The following is a 20,144-nucleotide window of genomic DNA, read 5'->3' as shown; positions in this document are numbered from 1 at the left end:
TGAGTGCGCAGCACTCACCAGGGTCAATCATGCTCTACACCCAAAAGAATCCGGCCACTTGAGCACGTCGCCGTGTCATTGCGATAAGCGAAATACAGCTTGCCGCGCTCAGAGTCGAAGCGCAGGTGCAGCTGGATTTCATCGCCGGGGCGCACCAGTTGCTGGAATTTCAGCACTTCCATGCCGGCAAATTTGCCGGGCAGGTTCAGCAATTGCTGACCAAGTTTCAGCGCCCATTCGACTTGCACCACACCCGGCAGCACCGGGGCCTTGGGAAAGTGGCCGCTGAAATAGGCCAGATCCGCTGGCACCGCCAGTTGCAGGCTCCACTCGCCATCGGTTTCGACCTTCTCCAGCACTTCCGGGGCCTTAGGCCGTGGCGCCAGCAGCAGTGCTTCGATGTCAGCCTGCGGCAGCTTGCCCTGGCTGTTCAGCGGCAGTTGCCGCACCAGACGCCAGCGCCGAGGCAAGGCCAGGGCTTCGCAATGCTCGCTCAAGTGTTTGCGCAGGGCTTCAGTCAGGTTGCGGCGGCCCTGTTCGCGCAAGGCGAACAGACCTTCCTCGCTGAGCACCAGCAGTGCCCCAAGGACCGCGCGGTTTTCCTGAACCACGCCCAGCCGTGCTTCGGCGACCCAGTCGTGAGCGACCAGCGCCTGCTCCAGCATCGGCAGGGAAATGCGCTTTTCTTCGAGCTTGACGATGCGGTCCAGCCGCCCCAGCAATTCGAAACGGCCGTCGGCGGCGATGCGTGCGGCATCGGCGGTGTGTTCGACATGCCCGGTCGGCAGATAGGGAGATGCGATCAGCAGCGCGCCGTCGCTGTCCTGGCTCAGCTCAACCCCGGCGAATGGCTGCCACAGGCTGGCACCTTGACGCCAGGCGATGCCGCCGGTTTCCGAACTTCCGAGGATTTCCGTCGGCCACTGCTGCAAACGTTGCTGCAGGCTGTGCGCGGCGTCTGCGGGCAACGCGCCACCGGAGGAAAACACCCGGCGCACGGCACTGAGGGCCGGCCAGTCGAGGTTGTCACCCATACGCTTGAGCAGCGCCGGGCTGGCGACCCAGGCAAAGGCCGGATACTCGCGGCTGGCACGCTGCAAGTCTTCGGGAAACGCCAGCTGTTTGCGCACAAACGGGCGCCCGGCGCACAAAGGCCACAGCACGCGAAACAGCAAGCCATAGATATGCTGGGTGGCAACGCTGCCGATGATGCAGGCCTCGTCGAGGTCCGCGCCCCACAACTGCTCCAGCGCTTCGACTTCGTTGGCCAGTTGGCGCAGGGATTTGTCGATGCGCTTGGGCTCGCCGCTGGAGCCGGACGTGCACAGGCTCAGACGGCACTGGTCGAGATCCAGTTCGGCGCCGGGCAGTGGCGGTTGCTGAACGTCGTTCAGTTGCGTGTCATCGGCTTGATCCGTCAGCCACAGATCGACTTCAGCGGACCAGCGCTGGCGGGTTTGTGGCTGCAGATCCGCAGGCAGCAGAACGCTGACGCCAGCGCGCCATGCGCCCAGCAAAGCGATGGCCAGTTCGGCGGCATCTTCCAGATGCACAGCCAGGCGCTTCACGCCCTGCGCTTGCAGACCGGCGGCAACGCTCAACGCCTGTTCGCACAGTTGCGCGTGATCAAGTGCCGGTGCGTGGCTGATTGCCCGCGCCGGCGCAGCCTTGAGCAACAGGTGCTCAAGTTTTATCCAGTTCATTTACGGCCTCTTACCCGTTGTCGTATCAGCCATTCAATGGCAAACATCAGGCCGATCAATCCATAGGAGATCAGGCCGGTGTACAACATCCACCAATGCAGCGGCGCCCACAGGGTCAGGAGGGCGGCGCACAAACCGTTGCAGAAGAAAAACACGCTCCAGGCCATGGTGACCTGGCGGGTGTAGCGGATCGCCTCGGGCGGCAGTTGCGGCTCACGGATCCGCGCCAGGCGCTCGACCATCGGCGGGCCGTATTTCAGGCTCAGGCTGAACAGCACCAACATGAAGCCGCTGATCAGCACCGGGTACCAGCGCAGTAACAGCGGGCTGTCGAACAGTGCCAGCAACAGGCAGAACCCGATCGCCACGCCGGCCATCCACAGGCTGCCGGGCTTGCGCTCGCCCGTCAGCGCGCGGGCCAGCCACAGGCTGCCCAGTAGCAGCCCGAACTGCCACGGGGCGAAGTGCTCCATGCCGAAATACACCGCAAAGGGGTACAGCAGGCCCGCCAGCAGCAGGCCGAGGCCGATCAATCGGCTCATGCGGCCGGTTGAACCAGACGGTAGACCGCCTCGACCACGTCACCGACGGTGCGCACCGACTTGAATTCTTCGGCGGCGATTTTCTTGCCGGTCTGGCGTTTGATGTGATCGATCAGATCGACCGCGTCGATGCTGTCGATTTCCAGATCCTGATACAGGTTGGACTCCAGACTGATGCGCGCCGGATCCAGTTCGAACAGCTCGACCAAGGCATCGCGCAGGGTGTTGAAAATATCGTCACGAGTTTGCATGGTCCGGTCTCAAGCTGCCTGTTTTGCCGTAACGAACGCCGCAAGGCTCGCCACGTTGGTGAAGTGGTTGCGGGTGTCTTTGGCGTCGGCGTCGATCTTGATGCCGTACTTTTTCTGGATCGCCAGACCCAGTTCCAGCGCGTCGACGGAATCCAGGCCCAGGCCTTCGCCGAACAGCGTCAAGTCGTCGCCGATATCGTCGGCGCTGATGTCTTCGAGGCCGAGGGCGTCGATGATCAGCAGTTTTATCTCACGGTGCAGATCGCTCATCTTCGGCGAGCTCCTTGATGAAGTAGGTGTGCAAATAGTCGTTGAGCTTGCGCGAGGCCTGCGGTGCCGGCCCCTGCGTGGCGAAAGTCTGTGGGTCTATATCGGCCCCGACACGAAAACTGAAGTGCACGCGGCGGCTGGGGATCCGATACCAGGGTTCGGCCTTGGTCAGGGTGGTCGGGCTGACCTTGATAACCACCGGAGTCAGGATTTTCGCACCGCGCAGGGCAATCGCCGCGGCCCCCCGATGAAAGGCCGGTGCCTGCCCTGGCTGGGTGCGCGTGCCCTCGGGAAATATGATCAGGGTCTGGCCGTTTTGCAGGGACTGCGCGGCGGCATCGAGCATGTCCATGCTGCCGTCATTGCTGATGTACTCGGTGCTGCGCAGTGGGCCACGGGTGAAGGGGTTTTCCCACAGACTTTTCTTCACCACGCAATTGGCCTGGCGCACCAGGCCGATCAGGAACACCACATCGATCAGCGACGGGTGGTTGGCGATGATCATCTGCCCCGGGCGGCCGAGGCGTTCAGCGCCTTGAATGTCGTAGGTCAGCACGCCAGTACGGGCCATGAACCGCACAAAAAACCAGAACAACCGACTGACGGTCTGCCGTGCGCGGTGGCGATGTTTCAGCGCATCCCCAGGCAGGCAGCCGAGCAACGGAAACACCAGCAGACGCAGACACAGTCCGCCCAGCCCGAACAGAGCGAAACTTGCGGCAGTGGCCAGCAGGCGCCAGTAGTAGGCGTCGCGGTTTTTCTCGGTCACGGGTTGCGTTGCCAGGTCCATACACGATTTTTCCAGGCATGTTGGCAATGGGTTTGCTGGCCAAGCAGGGTTTGCAACAGATTCAGCGCGTGTGGCCAGTGCGCTTTGGACACTGCTTCTGTGCCGCTGTTCAGGGTCAGCCGCCAGTCGGTACCGGGGGTGATCAACAAACCGAGCGCATAGGGAAAAGGCACGTCGTCGATCCACTGCAAGTAGGCCTGGGGCGGCTGCTCTTCGGTGATGATCAGCAGCACTGCCGGAGCGCCTTCCTCGAGCAGGGCCGCAGCTTCGAGCATGCCATGTTCCAGACCATCGCCAGCTGCCGCGAGGGCGGTCATTTCGCTGGTTTCGCCGCGCATGATCGACCACAGGCCGATGATTGCGTTGTGCACCGACAGGCTGAACTGGGTCGGCGACAACGGTTCGTCCTTGGCCAGATCGCTGAGGATCTCGAAGGTGCGCGGGGTTTCGCCGTGCCGTGAAACAAACACCAGCGGCAGGTTTTCCCGCCCGTCGGCCAGCGGCCAGCCGACACTGAACGCCATCCGCGCCAGACGGCTGAGGCGCCGGCGCTGCATGGCCGGCAGGAACGACACATCGGGCGCGGCATCGCTGCTCTGGAGCACGACCGGTTGTCGGCTCCAGGCCTGCCAGGCGTCCACGCTGTCGAGCCCGGGGGCCCACGCGCGCCATTGGGCGATGTTGAAGTTGATCACGGACATTTATCCCGCCCCTGCGGGCTTGTATTGACGCGTTGAGTCGCCAAAGCCGCAGCCGGGCTGTGCTGACGTTACCGGACGCGGCGTGGCGCCTGACGTTCGGGTGGCGCGCATTATCCCGGTGCGACGAGTGTGTAGCAAATGCTGGTTACATTTTGCGCAGCTGAATGTACCGAATGGTTCGTGGAAAAAATGTCACTTGGCCATTATCCGGGTCGTCAGCGGTTTGTCTGTCGGGCATCCCGACGATCAATGGCCGTTTTTGCTCCATCGCCATGGGGATATTTGCACCTGACTCTGTAGTCCGCGTCCATGGAGGTAGCGAAGCCAAGCCACGCGCATCTACACTCGGTCATTCTTTGATACACGGAGGTTTTGTCATGCGGCGCGTGGTGTTCAATCAGAAAGGTGGCGTAGGCAAGTCCAGCATTGCCTGCAATCTGGCGGCGGTCAGCGCCAGCGAGGGCTATCGCACGCTGTTGGTGGATCTCGATGCCCAGGCCAATTCCACGCAGTATCTGACGGGGCTCACGGGTGACGACATACCGATGGGCATTGCCGATTTCTTCAAGCAAACCCTGTCTTCCGGGCCGTTCTCCAAAAAGAATCAGGCTGATATCTACGAAACGCCTTTCGACAACCTGCACATCATTACCGCCACCGCCGAGCTGGCTGACTTGCAGCCCAAGCTTGAGGCCAAGCACAAGATCAACAAACTGCGGAAGTTGCTCGACGAGTTGAGCGAAGATTACGACCGCATCTACCTCGATACTCCGCCAGCGCTGAATTTTTACGCGGTGTCTGCGTTGATCGCCGCTGATCGTGTGCTGATCCCTTTTGATTGCGACAGCTTCTCGCGTCAGGCCCTTTATGGCCTGCTGGCTGAAATCGAAGAATTGAAGGAAGACCATAACGAAGGTCTGGAGGTGGAAGGCATCGTGGTCAACCAGTTTCAGGCACGGGCCAGTTTGCCGCAGCAGATTCTTGACGAACTGATCGCCGAAGGTTTGCCGGTGCTGCCGGTATACCTGACCAGCTCGGTACGCATGCGTGAGTCGCATCAGGCGAATACCCCACTGATCCACCTCGATCCACGGCACAAACTGACGCAGCAGTTCGTCGAACTGCACAACCTGCTCGAAGACGCCTGATCACCCGAGATACACACAATACCTGTGGGAGCGGGCTTGCCCGCGATGAGGCCGGCATGCTCGGCATCTGTAGTGGCTGATCTATCGTCATCGCTGGCAAGCCAGCTCCCACAGGGTTTTCAGGCGTGTCAGATGCCTTGGCTACGCAGCCACGCCATCAACTGCGGCAACGGAAACGCTCCGCTCTGCCGCGCCACTTCCCGGCCGTTCTTGAACAGAATCAGGCTCGGAATCGAACGAATCCCCAACTGCGCCGACAACTGCTGATTGGCCTCGCTATCCAGCTTGGCCAGACGGCACTTGCCCGCCAGCTGCGCGGCCGCCTGCTCGAACACCGGCGCAAACGACTTGCACGGCCCGCACCACTCCGCCCACACATCCACCAACAGCGGCAGATCGCCTTTGATCTGGCTGGCGTAGTCACCTTGCTTGAGTTCGAACGGCTTGCTCAGCAGCACTTCGGCCTTGCAGCGCCCGCACTTGGGCTGATCACCGAGACGCTCGGCGGGGATGCGGTTGAGACCGTTGCAGTGGGGGCAGGGGATGAGGAGTTGCTCGGACATGATGGGCTCTCGGAAAGGAAGTCTATGAGACTGATCTGGAGGCAAAGTCGCGATTATCAAGGAAGAGCTATGGTGCAGCCAACGCCATGGCAGGCACGCTCTGGTAGGATTGCGCGCGGCTTTTTCGGCCGACGCTGTCAATTTAAAGGGATTTTACTGTTATGAGTCACGCCAACGAGGCCGCTGCGGTCACGGATTCCACGCCTTACAAGGACGCGGGCATGAGTTGCGGGCATTGCAGCTACACGCTCAAACCTACCTATCACCAAGCGTTCGAGCTGGTTAAGTTGCAACCTATCAACTGTTATCAGTGCAGTTCGGATCTGCTGCTCGATGAAGCTGATCGCGAGGTGTTGGACAAAAAACTGCAAACCGCCACTCGCATCGGCAAATTGGCTGTGCTGATTCTGGGGCCGTATTTCTTGATCAGCATGCTCACGGTTCTCTATTTCAGTTTCTTTGCCAAACCACCATTCCCGGGATTCACCGGGGTGTTGTTCGGCGGCGGGTTAGTGATCGGTTTCCTCCTCAAGAGCGCCTCGACCGACAGCACCGAACGCAATTTTGTTTTGTTCAAGAATGGCGAACAGCCTGCTGAGCCGACGCAGGCTGCTTGAGTCATCGACGGTATGGCACTTGTGACGAATGTTCAGGTGCCATGACGCCTCACGACGAACAACTGATCTCCAGATGCTTGCCCCACTCCGGTGGACGCTCGGCATAACCGTCCATTCCCGGCTGTTCCTCGAATGGCTTGCTCAACACTGCATGCAGGCGGCGTACCTCTGAGTAGTCGCCTTGTTCAGCCGCATCAATTGCTTTTTGCGCCAGGTAATTGCGCAGGATGTATAGCGGATTGACCGCGTGCATCCGCGCGCGGCGTTGTTCTTGATCGGTGTCGCCATCGCGGGCAACCCGGGCAACATAGCGCTCGCCCCAGGCATCGAAACCTTTGATATCGACGAAGTCATCGCGCAGGTGTTTGACGGCTTGTTCGGCTGACTCGTCGCCCAATCGGCGGAAGAACAGCGTGTAGTCGACGCCGCTGTTTTGCATCAGTTGCAGCAGGTCTTCCAGCAGTTTCTGGTCGTCGTCTTCGGCAGTGGTGAAGCCGAGGCGGCGGCGCATCAGATCGAGGTAGTGGGCCTGGAACAGCGGCAAGTACAGACCGAGGGCTTCGCGCAGGGCATCGACGCTGATGAATGGCGTCAAGGCCTGGGCGAGGGCGCTGAGGTTCCACTGGCCGATGGGTACCTGGTTGCTGAATGAATAGCGGCCCTGATCGTCGGAGTGGTTGCAGATAAAATTCGCGTCGAAGTCATCAAGGAAGGCGAACGGGCCGAAGTCGAAGGTGATGCCGAGGATCGACATGTTGTCAGTGTTCATCACCCCGTGGCAGAAACCATAGGCCTGCCACTTGGCGATCAGTTCGGCATTGCGCTCGACGATTTCGCTGAACATCGCCAGATACGGTTCCGGCTGTTCCAGGCACTCCGGGAAGTGCATCGCCAGTACGTGCTCGCCGAGTTGCTTCTGCTGCTCGGGACGCTTGGTGTAGTAGAAATATTCGAAGTGGCCGAAGCGCACGTGGCTCGGCGCCAGACGCAGCACCATCGCCGCGCGTTCCTGCTTCTCGCGCCAGACCGGCGTGTCGGAGCCGATCACGCACAGCGCACGGGATGAGGGGATATTCAGCGCGTACAGCGCTTCGGAGGCGAGGAATTCGCGGATCGACGAACGCAGCACGGCGCGACCATCGCCCATGCGCGAAAACGGTGTCTGGCCGGCGCCCTTGAGGTGCAAGTCCCAGTGCTCGCCGGCTTCGTTGTAGACCTCGCCTAGCAGCAGTCCGCGACCATCACCGAGTTGCGGTGTGTAACCGCCGAACTGATGCCCGGAATAGATCATCGCTCGCGGTTCGGCATCGGCCCACAGCTTGTGGCCGCCAAACAGTTCGGCGAATTCCTGGGTGTCGGCAGTCGTCGGGTCGAGGTCGAGCAGTGCCATGGCCGCAGGGCTCGATACCACCAAACGCGGATTGTCGATTGGCTCGGGCAGCACGTGGGCGGAGAGCGCATCGCCGAGGCGGGCGAAGCGATTGTCGAAGGTCAGTTCGTCGAGGGCTTTCACGGGCCGGCTCCAGCAGAATGTCCGAGCATTCTGCTGGGATCAGGCCGGTTAGTCGAGCTTGGCGGGCGGCGGCCCTTGCAGCGGTTTTTGCTCGCCGTCGGCCGGGACGATGGTTTTGTTTTCCGCTTCGACCGGCACCAACTTGTATTCCTGGCCGTGCAGGTTCTTCAGATAAACCTCCATCTGCCGGAACGAGATGTTGATGTGGTGGTTCTTGAACTCGCGGTTGATGAAGCGGTTGACCTCGTCGAGCACCGGGTTTCGGTCACCGAGATCGCGTACGTGCATGCGCAGTTCGTGGTCGAGGGTGCTTTCGCCGAAGTTGAGGAAATACACGTGCGGCTCAGGCTCTTTGAGGACCCGTGGGTTATCCCGTGCAGCCTTGAGCAGCAGCTCTTTCACCAGATCCAGATCGGAACCGTAATCCACACCGAGTTTCAGTGTCACTCGAGTAATGGTGTCGGTCAGCGACCAGTTGATCAGTTGTCCGGTGATGAACGTCTTGTTCGGGACAATGATGTCTTTGCGGTCGAAGTCGGTGATGGTCGTGGCGCGGATGCGGATCTTGCTCACCGTGCCCGAGAGGTTGCCGATGGTGATGGTGTCGCCGATCCGCACCGGGCGTTCGAACAGGATCATGATGCCGGAGATGAAGTTCGCGAAAATCTCCTGCATACCGAAACCGAGGCCTACCGACAGCGCCGCCACCAGCCATTGCAACTTGTCCCAGCTCACGCCGAGGGTCGACAGGGTGGAGACGAAACCGACGCCGGCGATCACGTAGGAGAGCAACGTCGTGGTCGCGTACGCACTGCCCTGGGCCAGGTTGAGTTTCGACAGCACGAACACTTCCAGCAGCCCCGGCAGGTTGCGCGCCAGGGCGAAGGTGATGCCGATGATGATCAGCGCGCCGAGCATGTCGCCGATGCTGATCGGCACCATGCTCATGTTGGCGCCGGTGCCGCTGGTGTATTCGTAGAGGGTGATGTTGTCGAGGTACGAGAACACCGAGATCAGGTCGGCCCAGACCCAGTACAGCGCGGCGATGAAGCCGCCGAGCAGTGCCAGACGGATCAGGCGCAGGGACTGTTCGTTGACCTTTTCAATGTCCAGCGTCGGCTCTTCGATCACTGCCTCGCCGTCGCCGGCCTCTCTGGCCGCCTGACGTTTGGCCAGGGCGCGCTGGTAAGCCAGACGTCGTGCGGCGACCGCCAGGCCACGGACGAAGGTGGCTTCGATCACCAGCCAGAACATCAGCAGGTACAGGGTGTTGATCAACCGGTCACTGAGTTTCAGCGCGGTGTAGTAGTAGCCGAAGCACACTGCGACGAACAAGGCGATCGGCAGCAGGGTGAACATCACGCCCACGGCCTTGCGGAACAATGAGGTGTTTTCGTGGGCCGGGCTGCTGATCAGCAGGCGGCTGAGCAGCCACGCCATCAGGGCGTAGCAGGTCAGCACCACCGGCATTCCGATGACGTCGTCGGCCAACGCCGCCGGTTGCAGTTCGGCGACGGCCACCACGGTCACCAGCGCCATCACCACCAGCCCGAGGCGACGGATCCAACCCTGAAGGAACTCGACCTGCGGCTTGTCCCAGCGAAAGTGCAATTCCGCCACACCGCCCGGCGAGAGGATCCGGTAGGCGGTGTAGAACACCAGCCACGCCTGACCCATTTGCAGCAGCGCCGCGCCCATGTTGGCGTTCTGTCCTCGGGCGTCGATCTGCAAGGCCAGACCGCACAGCGCCAGGCCAAGGGCGACCGGCATCGCCAGCAGAATGTTGATCAGGATCGCCTGCGGCGTGTGCCACTGGCTGTCACGTTTGAAGTGACCGATGTCCTGGTGAACCTTGTTCAGTCGCGCGTACAGCGCCTTGCGTCGCCACAGCAGCGCGCCGATCAGCAACGCCAGAGGCAGGAACAGCAGCGGACGCTGGGTCAGACCGTCGGTCAGCTCGCTCAGGCTCGAGGCCAGCGGCAGGGTGTCGACCTGGCGTTTGAGGCGCTCTGGCACGCCATGAATCCATTCCGTGTCCAGCGGCTTGTTGCTGGGAATCCAGAACATCTGCTCATCGAGGGTGGCGCGCAGGCTTTGCGCGGTGCTCAGCAGTTGTTTCTGGTTGAGTTGCAGGGTGATCGACTCGTTGAGCATCGCGCTCAGTTCGCGGTTCAGACGCTCCAGCAGGTCGGTGCGGGTGTTGGCCAGATCCAGCAGGCTCTTGCGCAGTTGCGGGGTGACTTGCTCCGGTGGCTGGGTGGAGAGCAGGTTGTCGACGTAGGTCGCCGGATTGCTCAGCAGTTCGCGCTGCTGGCTGACTTCGAACTGATACAGGCGAATGTCGGCGATCTGGTCCGCCAGATCGCGATCTACCTTCAGACGCGGCAGTGCCTGTTTCTGCTTATAGAGAATCTTCGACAGCAGCAGGCTGCCCTTGAGCACGTTGATCTGCTCGTCGAGAGCCGAGTCGCTTTGGGTCAGACTGTCGAGTTGCTGTTTGGTCTGCAGGTTTTGCTGGGTGACTTCGTTGAGGCGGTCGGTGCTTTTGAGCAGGTAGTCGGAGAGCTTGAGGTTGGCTGCGCTCTCGGTGGCGAGCAGGCTGCTGCCGCCGGCCTTTTGCGCCTCGATCGACTGCTGAGTGACGGTTTCCTGGGACTGTGCCAGTCGCTTTTGGTTGATCAGGGTCTGCAGTTCCTGAATCTCGCGGTCGAGGCGGTCGGACTTCTCCGAGAGCAGGTCATGCTGACTGTTGCCCAGGTCCTGCAACTGGCTGTTGCCCGCCAGCTCCTGGCGGCGCAAGGGAATCAAGGCGTTCAGCGCTGCGAGTTCGGCATTTAACTGGTCGCGCTGCTCGGCGCTCAGGGTCTTGCCGCTGTCCTTGCCGGTCTTGAGGATGTTGTTGATCTGCTGGATGCGCGTCTGGCTGCTGGAAATCTCCGCCTGCGCACGCTCGGGGCGAGTCTGGGCGGTGATGATCAGGCTGTTGGCATCGGCCAGGGCTTTTTGCAGATCGCTTTGCTGGGTCGAGCGATCGGTGAGGATCTGCTCCAATTGCTGGATCGGCTCTTTGGGGAAACGCTGCGCCACCGGCACCACGGCTGTGGCCTTGAGGCGTGTCAGTTCGCGGGTGTTCTCGATGGTCTGCCGGGGTGCGGTGGCCAGTTGCTGCTTGAGATCGATCAGCTTCTGGTCGTAATCACGCCGGTTGTTGAGCTGATTGAGCGTGCTTTGCAGAACCGTTTGCAGAGTCTTTTTATCGGCATCCGGCAGTTTGCTGTCGGCGAGTTTGTCCAGGCTGGCCTGCACGGCATCGCTGGACGGCGGTTCGGCGGCGTACAGCGGGCCGACGGAAAGACTCAGGCCCAGCAGGGCCGCGAAAAAGAAGGAGCGCAGGGTAGGCATAGAGACCGGTCAAGCAAGTGAGAGTGGACGCAGTTTAGAGGAAGAGACCAGGACCCGGGCGACTTCCTTCGGGGAATCTGACGCCCACTTTGCCGATCTTGTTCCCGTCCATGACCGCGACGGTCCAGTGGGTGTTGTTCCACTCCACCTGGTCGCCAACGATGGGTGCACCACCCACCTTGTGGGCAATGAATGCACCCAGGGTCATGTCCGGATCAATACCCTCGGCCGGCAACCCGTAAAGCGCTGCAACCGCTTTAAGCTGGGCGTCTCCTTCGAGTACGAAGTCGCCGAAGAAGCGCAGATCCAGACCGCGTTGCGGCGCCTGGCTGAACAGTTTGCCGAGGGCTGGCAAGTTGTGTTCGTGGCCGATAACACACAGCAAATCATCGACTTCCAGCACCGTACTACCCGACGGATGGAGCAGTTGCTGACCGCGAAACAGCGCGGCGATGCGTGTGCCTTCGGGCATTTTCAGCTCGCGCAGGGGTGAACCGATGCACCATTTCTCGGCGCCGAGCTTGTAAACGAACAGTTCCCACTCGCTAGTGATGTGCACTTCCAGCGCGGAACGGGAGATCGGCGCCGGCTCTGGTGGTACCGTCACCTTCAACAGTTTGGCGACCCACGGCAGGCTGGTGCCCTGCACCAGCAGCGAGACCAGTACGATAAAGAACGCGAGGTTGAAGTACAGCTGCGCATTCGGCAGCCCGGCCATCAAGGGAAACACCGCCAGAATGATCGGCACCGCACCGCGCAGGCCGACCCAGGAAATAAACGCTTTCTCGCGGCCATGGAACGCTTTGAACGGCAGCAAGCTGACCAGCACCGACAACGGGCGCGCGAACAGGATCATCCACAGCGCCAGGCCGAGGGCGGGCAGGGCGATGGGCAGCAAATCATGCGGGGTGACCAGCAGCCCCAGCACGAGGAACATGCCGATCTGCGCCAGCCACGCCATGCCGTCGAGCATGTGCAGAATGCCGTGACGGCTGCGCACCGGGCGGTTGCCGATCACCAGACCGCACAGGTACACCGCAAGGAAGCCGCTGCCGTGCAGGGCGTTGGTGAGGGCGAACACCACGAGGCCGCCGGCGATCACCAGAATCGGGTACAGGCCGGTGGCGAGGTTGATCCGGTTGACCAGTTGCAGCATCAGCCAGCCGCCACCCAGGCCGATCACGCCACCGATGCCGAACTCGCGGATCAAGTGAGTCAACAGGCTCCAGTGCAGGCCGGTCTGGCCGCTGGCGAGCATGTCGATCAGGGTCACGGTGAGGAACACCGCCATCGGGTCGTTGCTGCCGGATTCGATTTCCAGGCTGGCGGTCACCCGTTCGTTGAGGCCTTTGCCGCCGAGCAGCGAGAACACCGCCGCGGCGTCGGTGGAGCCGACGATGGCGCCGATCAGCAGGCCCTGAATCAGATTCAGGTCGAACAGCCACGCCGCCGCCATGCCGGTCAGCCCGGTAGTGATCAACACTCCGACCGTCGCCAGTGACAGCGCCGGCCACAAGGCCACGCGGAAACTCGAGACTCGGGTGCGCAAACCGCCGTCGAGCAGGATCACCGCCAGTGCAAGGTTGCCGACCAGATAGGCCGTCGGGTAGTTATCGAAAATGATCCCGCCGCCATCGACCCCGGCGGTCATGCCGACCGCGAGAATGATTACCAGAATGGGGATGCCGAGACGGGAAGAAAGTGAGCTGACAAGAATACTCGCACCTACCAGCAACGCGCCGATCAAGAACAGGCTGTTGATGGTCGTCGCATTCAAAGGCAGTACTCCAGAAGCGTAAAGACGGGCACAAACTGACCATGCAGTCTGCGTGCCAGCGATTCTAACCTGTTGAAATGTGATGCTGTCAAAAAGGTTTTTCAGTGGGGTATTCGGGATTTGGGTTCGGCTTGCGATTGCTACCCTCACCCTGGCCCTCTCCCGGAGGGAGAGGGGACTGACCGAGCAGTTCTTGCGAGGTACATCGACCTGAAATATTGAGCCGAACTCAGGTTTTGAAAAGCACGAAGATCGGCTCCCTTTCCCCCTCGCCCCCTTTAGGGGGAGAGGGTTGGGGTGAGGGGGCGCTCTTGATCTTGCTTTTAGATCAAAGGCTGAACCGCCCAACCATATTGTTCAGATCCAGCGCCAGGCGCGACAGCTCGTTGCTCGCCGCACTGGTCTGATTCGCGCCGGTCGCCGACTGCACCGACAGGTCGCGGATGTTCACCAGGTTGCGATCCACTTCGCGGGCCACTTGCGCCTGCTCTTCGGCCGCGCTGGCGATCACCAGGTTGCGTTCGTTGATTTCGACGATCGCGGTGTTGATGGTGTCCAGCGACAGACCGGCGCCACGGGCGATGTTCAGCGTCGACTCGGCGCGTTCGGTGCTGTTGCGCATCGAATCCACGGCGTGTTCGGTGCCGCTCTGAATGCTGCCGATCATCCGTTCGATTTCGCTGGTCGACTGCTGGGTGCGGTGCGCCAAGGCACGGACCTCGTCGGCCACCACGGCAAAACCACGCCCGGCTTCACCGGCGCGGGCCGCTTCGATGGCCGCGTTGAGCGCCAGCAGGTTGGTCTGATCGGCCAGGCCACGAATCACGTCGAGCACCTTGCCGATGTCACGGGATTCGTTCGCCAGATCACCGATCAGGGTCGCAGTGCTCTGCACATCGGCGCTCATGCGTTCGATGGCGCTGACAGTTTCCTGTACCAGGTCACGGCCGTCGCCCGCTGAAGTGGTGGCGTTCTTCGAGGCTTCCGAAGTGCTGACTGCATTGCGCGCGACTTCTTCCACAGCGCTGGTCATCTCGTTAACCGCAGTGGCGGCCTGTTCGATTTCGTTGTTCTGCTGGGTCAGGCCACGGGCACTTTCGTCGGTGACGCTGTTCAGCTCTTCGGCAGCCGAAGCCAACTGAGTGGCGGAGCCGGAGATGCGCTGCAAAGTGTCGCGCAGCTTCGATTGCATCTTGGCCATGGCGGCCAGCAGGCGCCCGGCTTCGTCGGTGCCGTCAACGTGGATCGGCTGGGTCAGGTTGCCTTCGGCAATGGTTTCCGCCGCATCCAGCGCCTTCGAAATCGGCTTGGTGATGCTGAGGGTCAGCAGCCAGGCGAACAGGAACGTCAGGCCAGTGGCAACGACCAGCAAGCTGACCACCAGATTGAACGCCGAGGAATACTGTTCGGCGGCCTCTTGATTGGTTCGGCTGATCTGCTCGCCGTTGATCTGCATCAGGCGGTTGAGCACGCTGTTCATCGCTTCGGAGTTGTCGAGCAACTCGGTGTTGAGCAGGTTGCGCAACTCATCCACCTGATTGTTGCGCGACAGGCTTTTCATCCGGTCTTCGATCTGGCGGTACTGGCTGAGCAACTGCACGTACTGATCGTAGGCTGCACGCTCCTGCGGGCTGCCGATCAGCGGCTCATAAGTAGTTTGAGCCGTACGGATTTGCTGGTTGCGCATCTCCAGCAACTCGACGGTTTTTTGCTGCACGTCCGCTTCACGGTTGACCAGCAAGCGGTACGAAAGTACCCGCAGGCGCAGGGTCAGCTGCGTGAACTCGTCGAGGTTCTTGATGCTCGGCACGCTGCTGGTGGTGATGTTCTCGGCAGCACCGCGGATTTTGCTCATCTGATTCAGGGCGAATACGCCGAGGATCAACATCAGGCCGCCGATCAAGGCAAAACCGGTGAACGCCCGGGGGGCGATATTCATATTGCGAAGGGACATGGTGCGATACCAATAAGGGCCGCATCCATGCGGGCTGAGACTGCTGTATGGATGACTTATCGGTCATACGACTAAAGTCTTGAGCCTGTGTGCGTATTTGTCGCAGATGGCCTTGGGCGACGAAGTGCAGGAACCAGATCGGCAGATCACAGTCTTTTAAACTCGCGAGAACGGTCGGCCACCAGGAAAATCAAGGCCTTGCGCCGGTTTAACCCTGGCATCCGCAGTGACTTTTCTTTATCGTACGCGCCCTTTGAAAAACGCCTGGAAGATCAAAATGTTGGAAGCATCCCTCAGCCAATTGGAACAGCTCGTCAGCGACCTGGTGCAACAGAACCAGACCCTCACGCAAACCAACCAGACCCTGTCCACGGAACTGGCCCAGGCCAAGGATGAAAACGAAAGCCTGCAACTGAGCCTGATGGAACAGGAAGAAAAGCACGGCGCCACCGCAGCGCGCATCCAGGCACTGGTTGATCGCGTCAACGCAGGTCCTGTCAGCGCATGAACCACGGCACCGCAGGGGTAAAAGTCATCTCCATTCTCGGGGAGGACTATTCGATCAAGGCACCGGCCGGGGAAGAACAGACCCTGCTGGACGCCGCACTGATGCTCAAGGCCGCACTGGCCGACACCAAACGCAAATACCCGACGCTGATCGGTGACCGCTTGCTGGTGCTGGCAGCCATGAATCTGTGCTCGCAGCAGATCGAAATGAAGAAGCTGCACCAGGAAGAACTCGACCGTTACCAAGAGCAAGTCAGCGCCACGGTCGAAACCATCGCCAAGACCATCAATCAGGGCTGATGGGGTTGCGCACAACCAAAGAATAGATTGTCGATTGGGTTGTATACAATCGGCACGGCTGTTGCATTGTTACGGCCACTTATTCTTTGGGGGTGCTCCATGCAGTTGTGGCGACGCAGTATTCAATGGCAGCTGATTCTCAGCATGGGCACCGCCCTGCTGGTCAGCATCCTGATCGTGGTTGGCATATATACCCTGGTGGTCAACCGCCTCGCCCAGAGCTATCTGGTCGAACAAGCGCTGCCGTCGAGCATTGAAGCGACGCGCAATGACATCGAACGCATCCTCGTTCAGCCACTGACCGCCGCCAAGGACATCGCCAGCAACAGCATGGTGCGCGACTGGCTGGCCTCGGGTGAAGACAGCGGCAAAACGGCGGCCTTCGCGCAGTATCTGGAAGGCATCCGCGCCGAACACAAAGCCTTCACCGCGCTGATCATCGGCACCGAGTCCAATCACTACATCACCGAAAAAGGCCTGGATCGGACTCTCAGTCGTACCAAACCGGCCGATGCCTGGTTCTATTCCTTCCTCGACAGCAATCAGCCGCGCACCCTGAATATCGACAACGACGGCGCCACCGGAGAATTGGCGCTGTTCATCGACCTGAAGGTCGAGCAGGCGGGCAAAGTGGTCGGCGTGGCCGGGCTTGGCTTGAGCATGAAAGAGCTGTCGGAGCTGATCCACAACTTCAGCTTTGGCGAGCGCGGCAAGGTCTATCTCGTGCGTTCCGACGGTTTGATCCAGGTTCATCCTGAAGCGCAGTTCAGCGGCAAACGCACCTTGAGCGAGCAGATCGGTGCCCCTGCTGCACAAGCCGTCTTGGGTCAGAAAGTCGCCACCAACAGCTCCTTTCAACGCGATGGCGAAGACTTCCTTGCCTTCAGCCTGCCCCTGCGTGATCTCGGCTGGACTCTGGTGGCCGAAGTGCCGCAGTCGCAGATCTACGCCGAGGCCCGTAAAGCCATGTGGATGAGCGGCGGTATTGGCCTGGCGGTGGCATTGGTGTGTCTGGCGCTGGTGGTGTGGTTGGCCCAGGGATTGGTGCGGCCGATTCGTCAGGTAACAGCCGCACTGGTAGCAATCGGTAGCGGCGGTGGAGATTTGACCCATCGGTTAGATTCCAGTCGCGCCGATGAGCTGGGCGACCTCGCTCGCGGCTTCAACAGTTTCCTCGACAGTCAGCGCGGGATGATCGGCGAAGTGCTGACCACCAGCGAGCGCTTGCGCACGGCTGTCGGCCAAGTGGCCAAGGTGGTGGAAAACACCGCCGAGCGCTCCGGCCGCCAGCAGGAAATGACCGATATGGTCGCCACGGCGGTGCATGAAATGGGCCTGACCGTACAGGAGATCGCGCAGAACGCCGGCAATGCTGCGCTCGCGTCGCAAACCGCGCGGGACGAAGCGCTGCAGGCGCGGGAAGTGGTCGGTGGCTCGATCCGTCATATAGAAAGCATGTCCGACGAGATTGGCTTAGCGGCCGGCGCGGTCGGTGAGCTGGCGCATCAGGTGGCGTCGATTGACTCGGTGCTGGCGGTGATTCGCGGGGTGTCCGAGCAGACCAACCTGCTCGCACTCAACGCCGCCATCGAAGCGGCGCGGGCCGGAGACATGGGGCGTGGTTTTGCGGTGGTGGCCGATGAAGTGCGCACCTTGGCGCGCAGGACGCAGGCATCCACCGACGAGATTCAGCAAATGATCGGCAGCCTCAAGCAGGGCGCCGAGAATGCGGTGTCATCGATGCGCACCGGTCAGGCCGCGACCGGCACGGGCGTTGAGTCAAGCCAGCGCACCGGCGCCTCGCTGACCGCGATTACCGGGCAGGTCGAACGTATCAGCGACATGAACCATCAGGTGGCGACGGCGACTGAAGAGCAGTCGGCGGTGACCGAGGAGATCAACCGTAACGTGCAGGGGATTTCCGATCTGGCACGGGCGACGGCGGGAGAGGTTCGGGCCTGTCGCGAGGATTGTCAGATGTTGCAGAAACTGGCGGATGATCTGGCGCGGCAGATGGGTGGGTTCAGGTTGAGTTGAGTGTTGAGCCAGAAAAGCCCCTCACTCTAGCCCTCTCCCGGAGGGAGAGGGGACTGACCGAGGTGTCTTTTGCTATACATCGACCTGAAAACGCCAGTCGATTATGGATTCGGTGAGCCTCTTTCAGGTCGATGGAGTATTCAAGCATCCCCCGGTCGGCCCCCTCTCCCTCCGGGAGAGGGCTGGGGTGAGGGTAGCTTTTCAGAACCAGGTATCCTGCATCGCCAGGCACGTATCATCCCGCGCCTCCAACAGCGCCAGTTCATGCTGGCAACCCGGCACTTCCCATGTCAGGAAATACCGCGCCGCCTGCAACTTGCCGTTATAGAAGTCGGCATCCGCCGCATTGCCCTTGGCCAGCCCTTCCTCGGCGCGAATTGCCTGTTCCAGCCAGCGCCAGCCGATCACCGTGTGCCCGAACACTTTCAGGTACAGCGCCGAATTCGCCAGGCTGGTGTTGACCTTGCCCTGCGCCAGATCGGTCAGCAAACCGATGGTTACTGTTTGCAGGCGTGCCACCAGTTTCTCCAGCGGCTCACGCAGTGCGCTCAGGGATTCGTACGCGGTAGCGCGCTCGGCGGTGTTGGCGATCAGGCGGATCAGTTGCTTGAGCCCGGCACCGCCGTTCTGCGCCAGTTTGCGTCCGAGCAAGTCCAGCGACTGGATGCCGTGGGTGCCTTCATGGATCGGATTCAGACGGTTGTCGCGGTAATACTGCTCCACCGGGTATTCGCGGGTGTAACCGTGGCCGCCGAGGATCTGGATCGCCAGTTCGTTGGCCTTCAGGCAGAACTCCGAGGGCCATGATTTGACGATCGGCGTCAGCAGATCCAGCAACTCGTGGGCCTGTTTGCGCTCGGCTTCGGTCTCCAGCGTCGTCGTGTCATCGAACAGCCGCGCCGCGTACAGGCCGAGGTCAAACGCGCCTTCGACGTAGGATTTTTGCGTCAACAGCATGCGTCTGACATCTGCGTGCTGAATGATCGCCACCGGCGCGGTGCTTGGGTCCTTGCTGTCCGGCACGCGACCCTGCGGGCGTTCCCGGGCGTACTCCAGCGAGTACAGGTAACCGGCGTAACCGAGCATCACTGCGCCCATGCCGACGCCGATCCGCGCCTCGTTCATCATCTGGAACATGTAGCTCAAGCCATGGTGTGGTTTGCCCACCAAATAGCCGACACACTCGCCGTTATCGCCGAAGTTCAGCGCGGTGGAGGTGGTGCCGCGCCAGCCCATCTTGTGGAACAGGCCGGCCAGCAGCACATCGTTGCGCGCGCCGAGGCTGCCGTCATCGTTGACGAGGAATTTCGGCACGATGAACAGCGAAATACCCTTCACGCCCGGCGGCGCGTCCGGCAGCTTGGCCAGCACCATGTGCACGATGTTTTCCGACAGTGGGTGATCGCCGCCGGAAATGAAGATCTTGTTGCCCTTGAGCCGATAAGTGCCGTCGGACGCAGGTTCCGCGCGGGTACGAATATCCGACAGCGAAGAGCCGGCATGCGGTTCGGTCAGGGCCATGGTGCCGAAGAAACGACCGTCGATCATCGGTTGCAGGAAGCGCTGTTTCTGCTCGTCAGTGCCGAAGCTTTCGATCAGGTTCGCTGCGCCCATGGTCAGGAACGGATACGAAGTGGTTGCCGCGTTCGCCGACTGAAAGTGCGCAAAGCAGGCTTGCGACAGCAATGTCGGCAACTGCATGCCGCCGGCCTCGAAACTTCTCGCGGCGTTGAGAAATCCTGCCTCAAGGAAGGCGTCTACCGCCGGTTTCACTTCTGGAATCAGAATCGCCTGACCGCTCTCGTAGCGCGGCTCGTTTTCGTCGCCCTTGCGGTTGTGCGGGGCGAAGTATTTCTCGGCGATGCTGCGCGCCGTGCCAATGGCCGCATCGAACGTCTCGCGGTTGTGCTCGGCAAACCGCTCGCGCCGGGTCAGGCCCTCGGCATCGAGGACTTCATACAGCTCGAAAGCCAGATTGCGGGAACTGAGCAGCGTCTCGGACATGGCGGCCTACCTGAAATTTTGGGTTGGACCGAGTCTAGGCGTGCTGATAAAGGCTGAACAGGATG

At 61.0% G+C, this 20,144-nt stretch carries 16 protein-coding genes and 2 pseudogenes; 5 read left to right on the top strand and 13 right to left on the bottom strand.

Annotated elements, in window-relative coordinates; genetic code table 11:
- Positions 1 to 23: 23 nt before the first annotated feature.
- From PseAD21_RS10380 to PseAD21_RS10355, 6 genes are read right to left on the bottom strand one after another with little or no spacing between them, the layout of a single operon-like run.
- Positions 24 to 1,703: an acyl-CoA synthetase family protein gene (locus tag PseAD21_RS10380; protein WP_102355592.1), complete on the bottom strand. Its 1,680-nt coding sequence runs from the start codon at positions 1,701 to 1,703 to the stop codon at positions 24 to 26.
- Positions 1,700 to 2,245 carry a hypothetical protein gene (locus PseAD21_RS10375; protein ID WP_102355591.1) on the bottom strand — a complete coding sequence of 182 codons (546 nt, stop codon included), beginning with the start codon at positions 2,243 to 2,245 and terminating at the stop codon, positions 1,700 to 1,702. The genes PseAD21_RS10380 and PseAD21_RS10375 overlap by 4 nt, the downstream gene beginning before the upstream one ends.
- Positions 2,242 to 2,496: an acyl carrier protein gene (locus PseAD21_RS10370; RefSeq protein ID WP_003220947.1), complete on the bottom strand. Its 255-nt coding sequence runs from the start codon at positions 2,494 to 2,496 to the stop codon at positions 2,242 to 2,244. The genes PseAD21_RS10375 and PseAD21_RS10370 overlap by 4 nt, the downstream gene beginning before the upstream one ends.
- 9 nt (positions 2,497 to 2,505) lie before the next feature.
- Positions 2,506 to 2,766 carry a phosphopantetheine-binding protein gene (locus tag PseAD21_RS10365; protein WP_102355590.1) on the bottom strand — a complete coding sequence of 87 codons (261 nt, stop codon included), beginning with the start codon at positions 2,764 to 2,766 and terminating at the stop codon, positions 2,506 to 2,508.
- Positions 2,747 to 3,556 carry a 1-acyl-sn-glycerol-3-phosphate acyltransferase gene (locus PseAD21_RS10360; RefSeq protein WP_102355589.1) on the bottom strand — a complete coding sequence of 270 codons (810 nt, stop codon included), beginning with the start codon at positions 3,554 to 3,556 and terminating at the stop codon, positions 2,747 to 2,749. The genes PseAD21_RS10365 and PseAD21_RS10360 overlap by 20 nt, the downstream gene beginning before the upstream one ends.
- Positions 3,532 to 4,257 carry a beta-ketoacyl synthase chain length factor gene (locus PseAD21_RS10355; protein WP_102355588.1) on the bottom strand — a complete coding sequence of 242 codons (726 nt, stop codon included), beginning with the start codon at positions 4,255 to 4,257 and terminating at the stop codon, positions 3,532 to 3,534. Before PseAD21_RS10355 ends, PseAD21_RS10360 begins: the two co-directional genes overlap by 25 nt.
- A 377-nt stretch (positions 4,258 to 4,634) precedes the next feature.
- Here PseAD21_RS10355 and PseAD21_RS10350 point away from each other — a divergent pair, with 377 nt between their 5' ends.
- Positions 4,635 to 5,405, top strand: a complete 771-nt coding sequence (locus PseAD21_RS10350; RefSeq protein WP_102355587.1) for a ParA family protein — start codon at positions 4,635 to 4,637, stop codon at positions 5,403 to 5,405.
- 128 nt (positions 5,406 to 5,533) lie between these two features.
- On the opposite strand, the gene trxC is transcribed toward PseAD21_RS10350, so the two are convergent.
- Positions 5,534 to 5,968, bottom strand: a complete 435-nt coding sequence (trxC, locus tag PseAD21_RS10345; RefSeq protein WP_102355586.1) for a thioredoxin TrxC — start codon at positions 5,966 to 5,968, stop codon at positions 5,534 to 5,536.
- A 161-nt stretch (positions 5,969 to 6,129) separates the two neighbouring features.
- Here trxC and PseAD21_RS10340 point away from each other — a divergent pair, with 161 nt between their 5' ends.
- Complete coding sequence (locus PseAD21_RS10340) at positions 6,130 to 6,585, top strand: hypothetical protein (RefSeq protein WP_102355585.1); 456 nt, start codon at positions 6,130 to 6,132, stop codon at positions 6,583 to 6,585.
- Positions 6,586 to 6,634: 49 nt separating this feature from the next.
- Here PseAD21_RS10340 and selO read toward each other — a convergent pair whose 3' ends face one another.
- The 5 genes and pseudogenes from selO to PseAD21_RS30235 form a co-directional block, all read right to left on the bottom strand.
- Positions 6,635 to 8,098 carry a protein adenylyltransferase SelO gene (selO, locus tag PseAD21_RS10335; protein WP_102355584.1) on the bottom strand — a complete coding sequence of 488 codons (1,464 nt, stop codon included), beginning with the start codon at positions 8,096 to 8,098 and terminating at the stop codon, positions 6,635 to 6,637.
- A gap of 48 nt (positions 8,099 to 8,146) precedes the next feature.
- On the bottom strand, positions 8,147 to 11,500 hold the full coding sequence (gene mscK / locus PseAD21_RS10330; protein ID WP_102355583.1) for a mechanosensitive channel MscK: 3,354 nt from the start codon (positions 11,498 to 11,500) through the stop codon (positions 8,147 to 8,149).
- Positions 11,501 to 11,534: 34 nt separating this feature from the next.
- Positions 11,535 to 13,277: a potassium/proton antiporter gene (locus PseAD21_RS10325; RefSeq protein ID WP_102355582.1), complete on the bottom strand. Its 1,743-nt coding sequence runs from the start codon at positions 13,275 to 13,277 to the stop codon at positions 11,535 to 11,537.
- A gap of 328 nt (positions 13,278 to 13,605) precedes the next feature.
- Positions 13,606 to 14,205 (bottom strand): annotated as a pseudogene (locus PseAD21_RS30240) (methyl-accepting chemotaxis protein); the annotation flags it as partial.
- A gap of 303 nt (positions 14,206 to 14,508) precedes the next feature.
- Positions 14,509 to 15,165 (bottom strand): annotated as a pseudogene (locus PseAD21_RS30235) (MCP four helix bundle domain-containing protein); the annotation flags it as partial.
- A gap of 343 nt (positions 15,166 to 15,508) precedes the next feature.
- Here PseAD21_RS30235 and PseAD21_RS10315 point away from each other — a divergent pair.
- From PseAD21_RS10315 to PseAD21_RS10305, 3 genes are all read left to right on the top strand, one after another.
- The gene (locus tag PseAD21_RS10315; RefSeq protein ID WP_003220969.1) at positions 15,509 to 15,739 is read left to right on the top strand and encodes a hypothetical protein; all 231 of its coding nucleotides are present in this window, start codon (positions 15,509 to 15,511) and stop codon (positions 15,737 to 15,739) included.
- Entirely contained in the window at positions 15,736 to 16,038 is a 303-nt protein-coding gene (locus PseAD21_RS10310) for a cell division protein ZapA (RefSeq protein ID WP_102355580.1), read from the top strand. The genes PseAD21_RS10315 and PseAD21_RS10310 overlap by 4 nt, the downstream gene beginning before the upstream one ends.
- Before the next feature lie 99 nt (positions 16,039 to 16,137).
- Positions 16,138 to 18,075 carry a methyl-accepting chemotaxis protein gene (locus tag PseAD21_RS10305; RefSeq protein WP_102355579.1) on the top strand — a complete coding sequence of 646 codons (1,938 nt, stop codon included), beginning with the start codon at positions 16,138 to 16,140 and terminating at the stop codon, positions 18,073 to 18,075.
- Between the two features lie 201 nt (positions 18,076 to 18,276).
- Here PseAD21_RS10305 and PseAD21_RS10300 read toward each other — a convergent pair whose 3' ends face one another.
- Entirely contained in the window at positions 18,277 to 20,079 is a 1,803-nt protein-coding gene (locus PseAD21_RS10300) for an acyl-CoA dehydrogenase (protein WP_102355578.1), read from the bottom strand.
- Between the last annotated feature and the right edge of the window lie 65 nt (positions 20,080 to 20,144).

Origin of the sequence: Pseudomonas sp. AD21, from assembly GCF_002878485.1 — a bacterium.
Classification (GTDB): Bacteria; Pseudomonadota; Gammaproteobacteria; order Pseudomonadales; family Pseudomonadaceae; genus Aquipseudomonas.
Note: the sequence above shows the minus strand (reverse complement) of the source record. Positions and strands in the feature narration are given on the sequence as shown.

Excerpts from the sequence above, each read along its gene's own strand:
- trxC (WP_102355586.1), bottom strand. The coding sequence starts at position 5,968 with ATGTCCGAGCAACTCCTCATCCCCTGCCCCCACTGCAACGGTCTCAAC.
- PseAD21_RS10340 (WP_102355585.1), top strand. The coding sequence starts at position 6,130 with ATGAGTCACGCCAACGAGGCCGCTGCGGTCACGGATTCCACGCCTTAC.
- PseAD21_RS10375 (WP_102355591.1), bottom strand. The coding sequence starts at position 2,245 with ATGAGCCGATTGATCGGCCTCGGCCTGCTGCTGGCGGGCCTGCTGTAC.
- PseAD21_RS10305 (WP_102355579.1), top strand. The coding sequence starts at position 16,138 with ATGCAGTTGTGGCGACGCAGTATTCAATGGCAGCTGATTCTCAGCATG.
- PseAD21_RS10350 (WP_102355587.1), top strand. The coding sequence starts at position 4,635 with ATGCGGCGCGTGGTGTTCAATCAGAAAGGTGGCGTAGGCAAGTCCAGC.
- PseAD21_RS10370 (WP_003220947.1), bottom strand. The coding sequence starts at position 2,496 with ATGCAAACTCGTGACGATATTTTCAACACCCTGCGCGATGCCTTGGTC.
- PseAD21_RS10380 (WP_102355592.1), bottom strand. The coding sequence starts at position 1,703 with ATGAACTGGATAAAACTTGAGCACCTGTTGCTCAAGGCTGCGCCGGCG.
- PseAD21_RS10365 (WP_102355590.1), bottom strand. The coding sequence starts at position 2,766 with ATGAGCGATCTGCACCGTGAGATAAAACTGCTGATCATCGACGCCCTC.
- mscK (WP_102355583.1), bottom strand. The coding sequence starts at position 11,500 with ATGCCTACCCTGCGCTCCTTCTTTTTCGCGGCCCTGCTGGGCCTGAGT.
- PseAD21_RS10355 (WP_102355588.1), bottom strand. The coding sequence starts at position 4,257 with ATGTCCGTGATCAACTTCAACATCGCCCAATGGCGCGCGTGGGCCCCC.
- PseAD21_RS10315 (WP_003220969.1), top strand. The coding sequence starts at position 15,509 with ATGTTGGAAGCATCCCTCAGCCAATTGGAACAGCTCGTCAGCGACCTG.
- PseAD21_RS10300 (WP_102355578.1), bottom strand. The coding sequence starts at position 20,079 with ATGTCCGAGACGCTGCTCAGTTCCCGCAATCTGGCTTTCGAGCTGTAT.
- PseAD21_RS10310 (WP_102355580.1), top strand. The coding sequence starts at position 15,736 with ATGAACCACGGCACCGCAGGGGTAAAAGTCATCTCCATTCTCGGGGAG.
- PseAD21_RS10360 (WP_102355589.1), bottom strand. The coding sequence starts at position 3,556 with ATGGACCTGGCAACGCAACCCGTGACCGAGAAAAACCGCGACGCCTAC.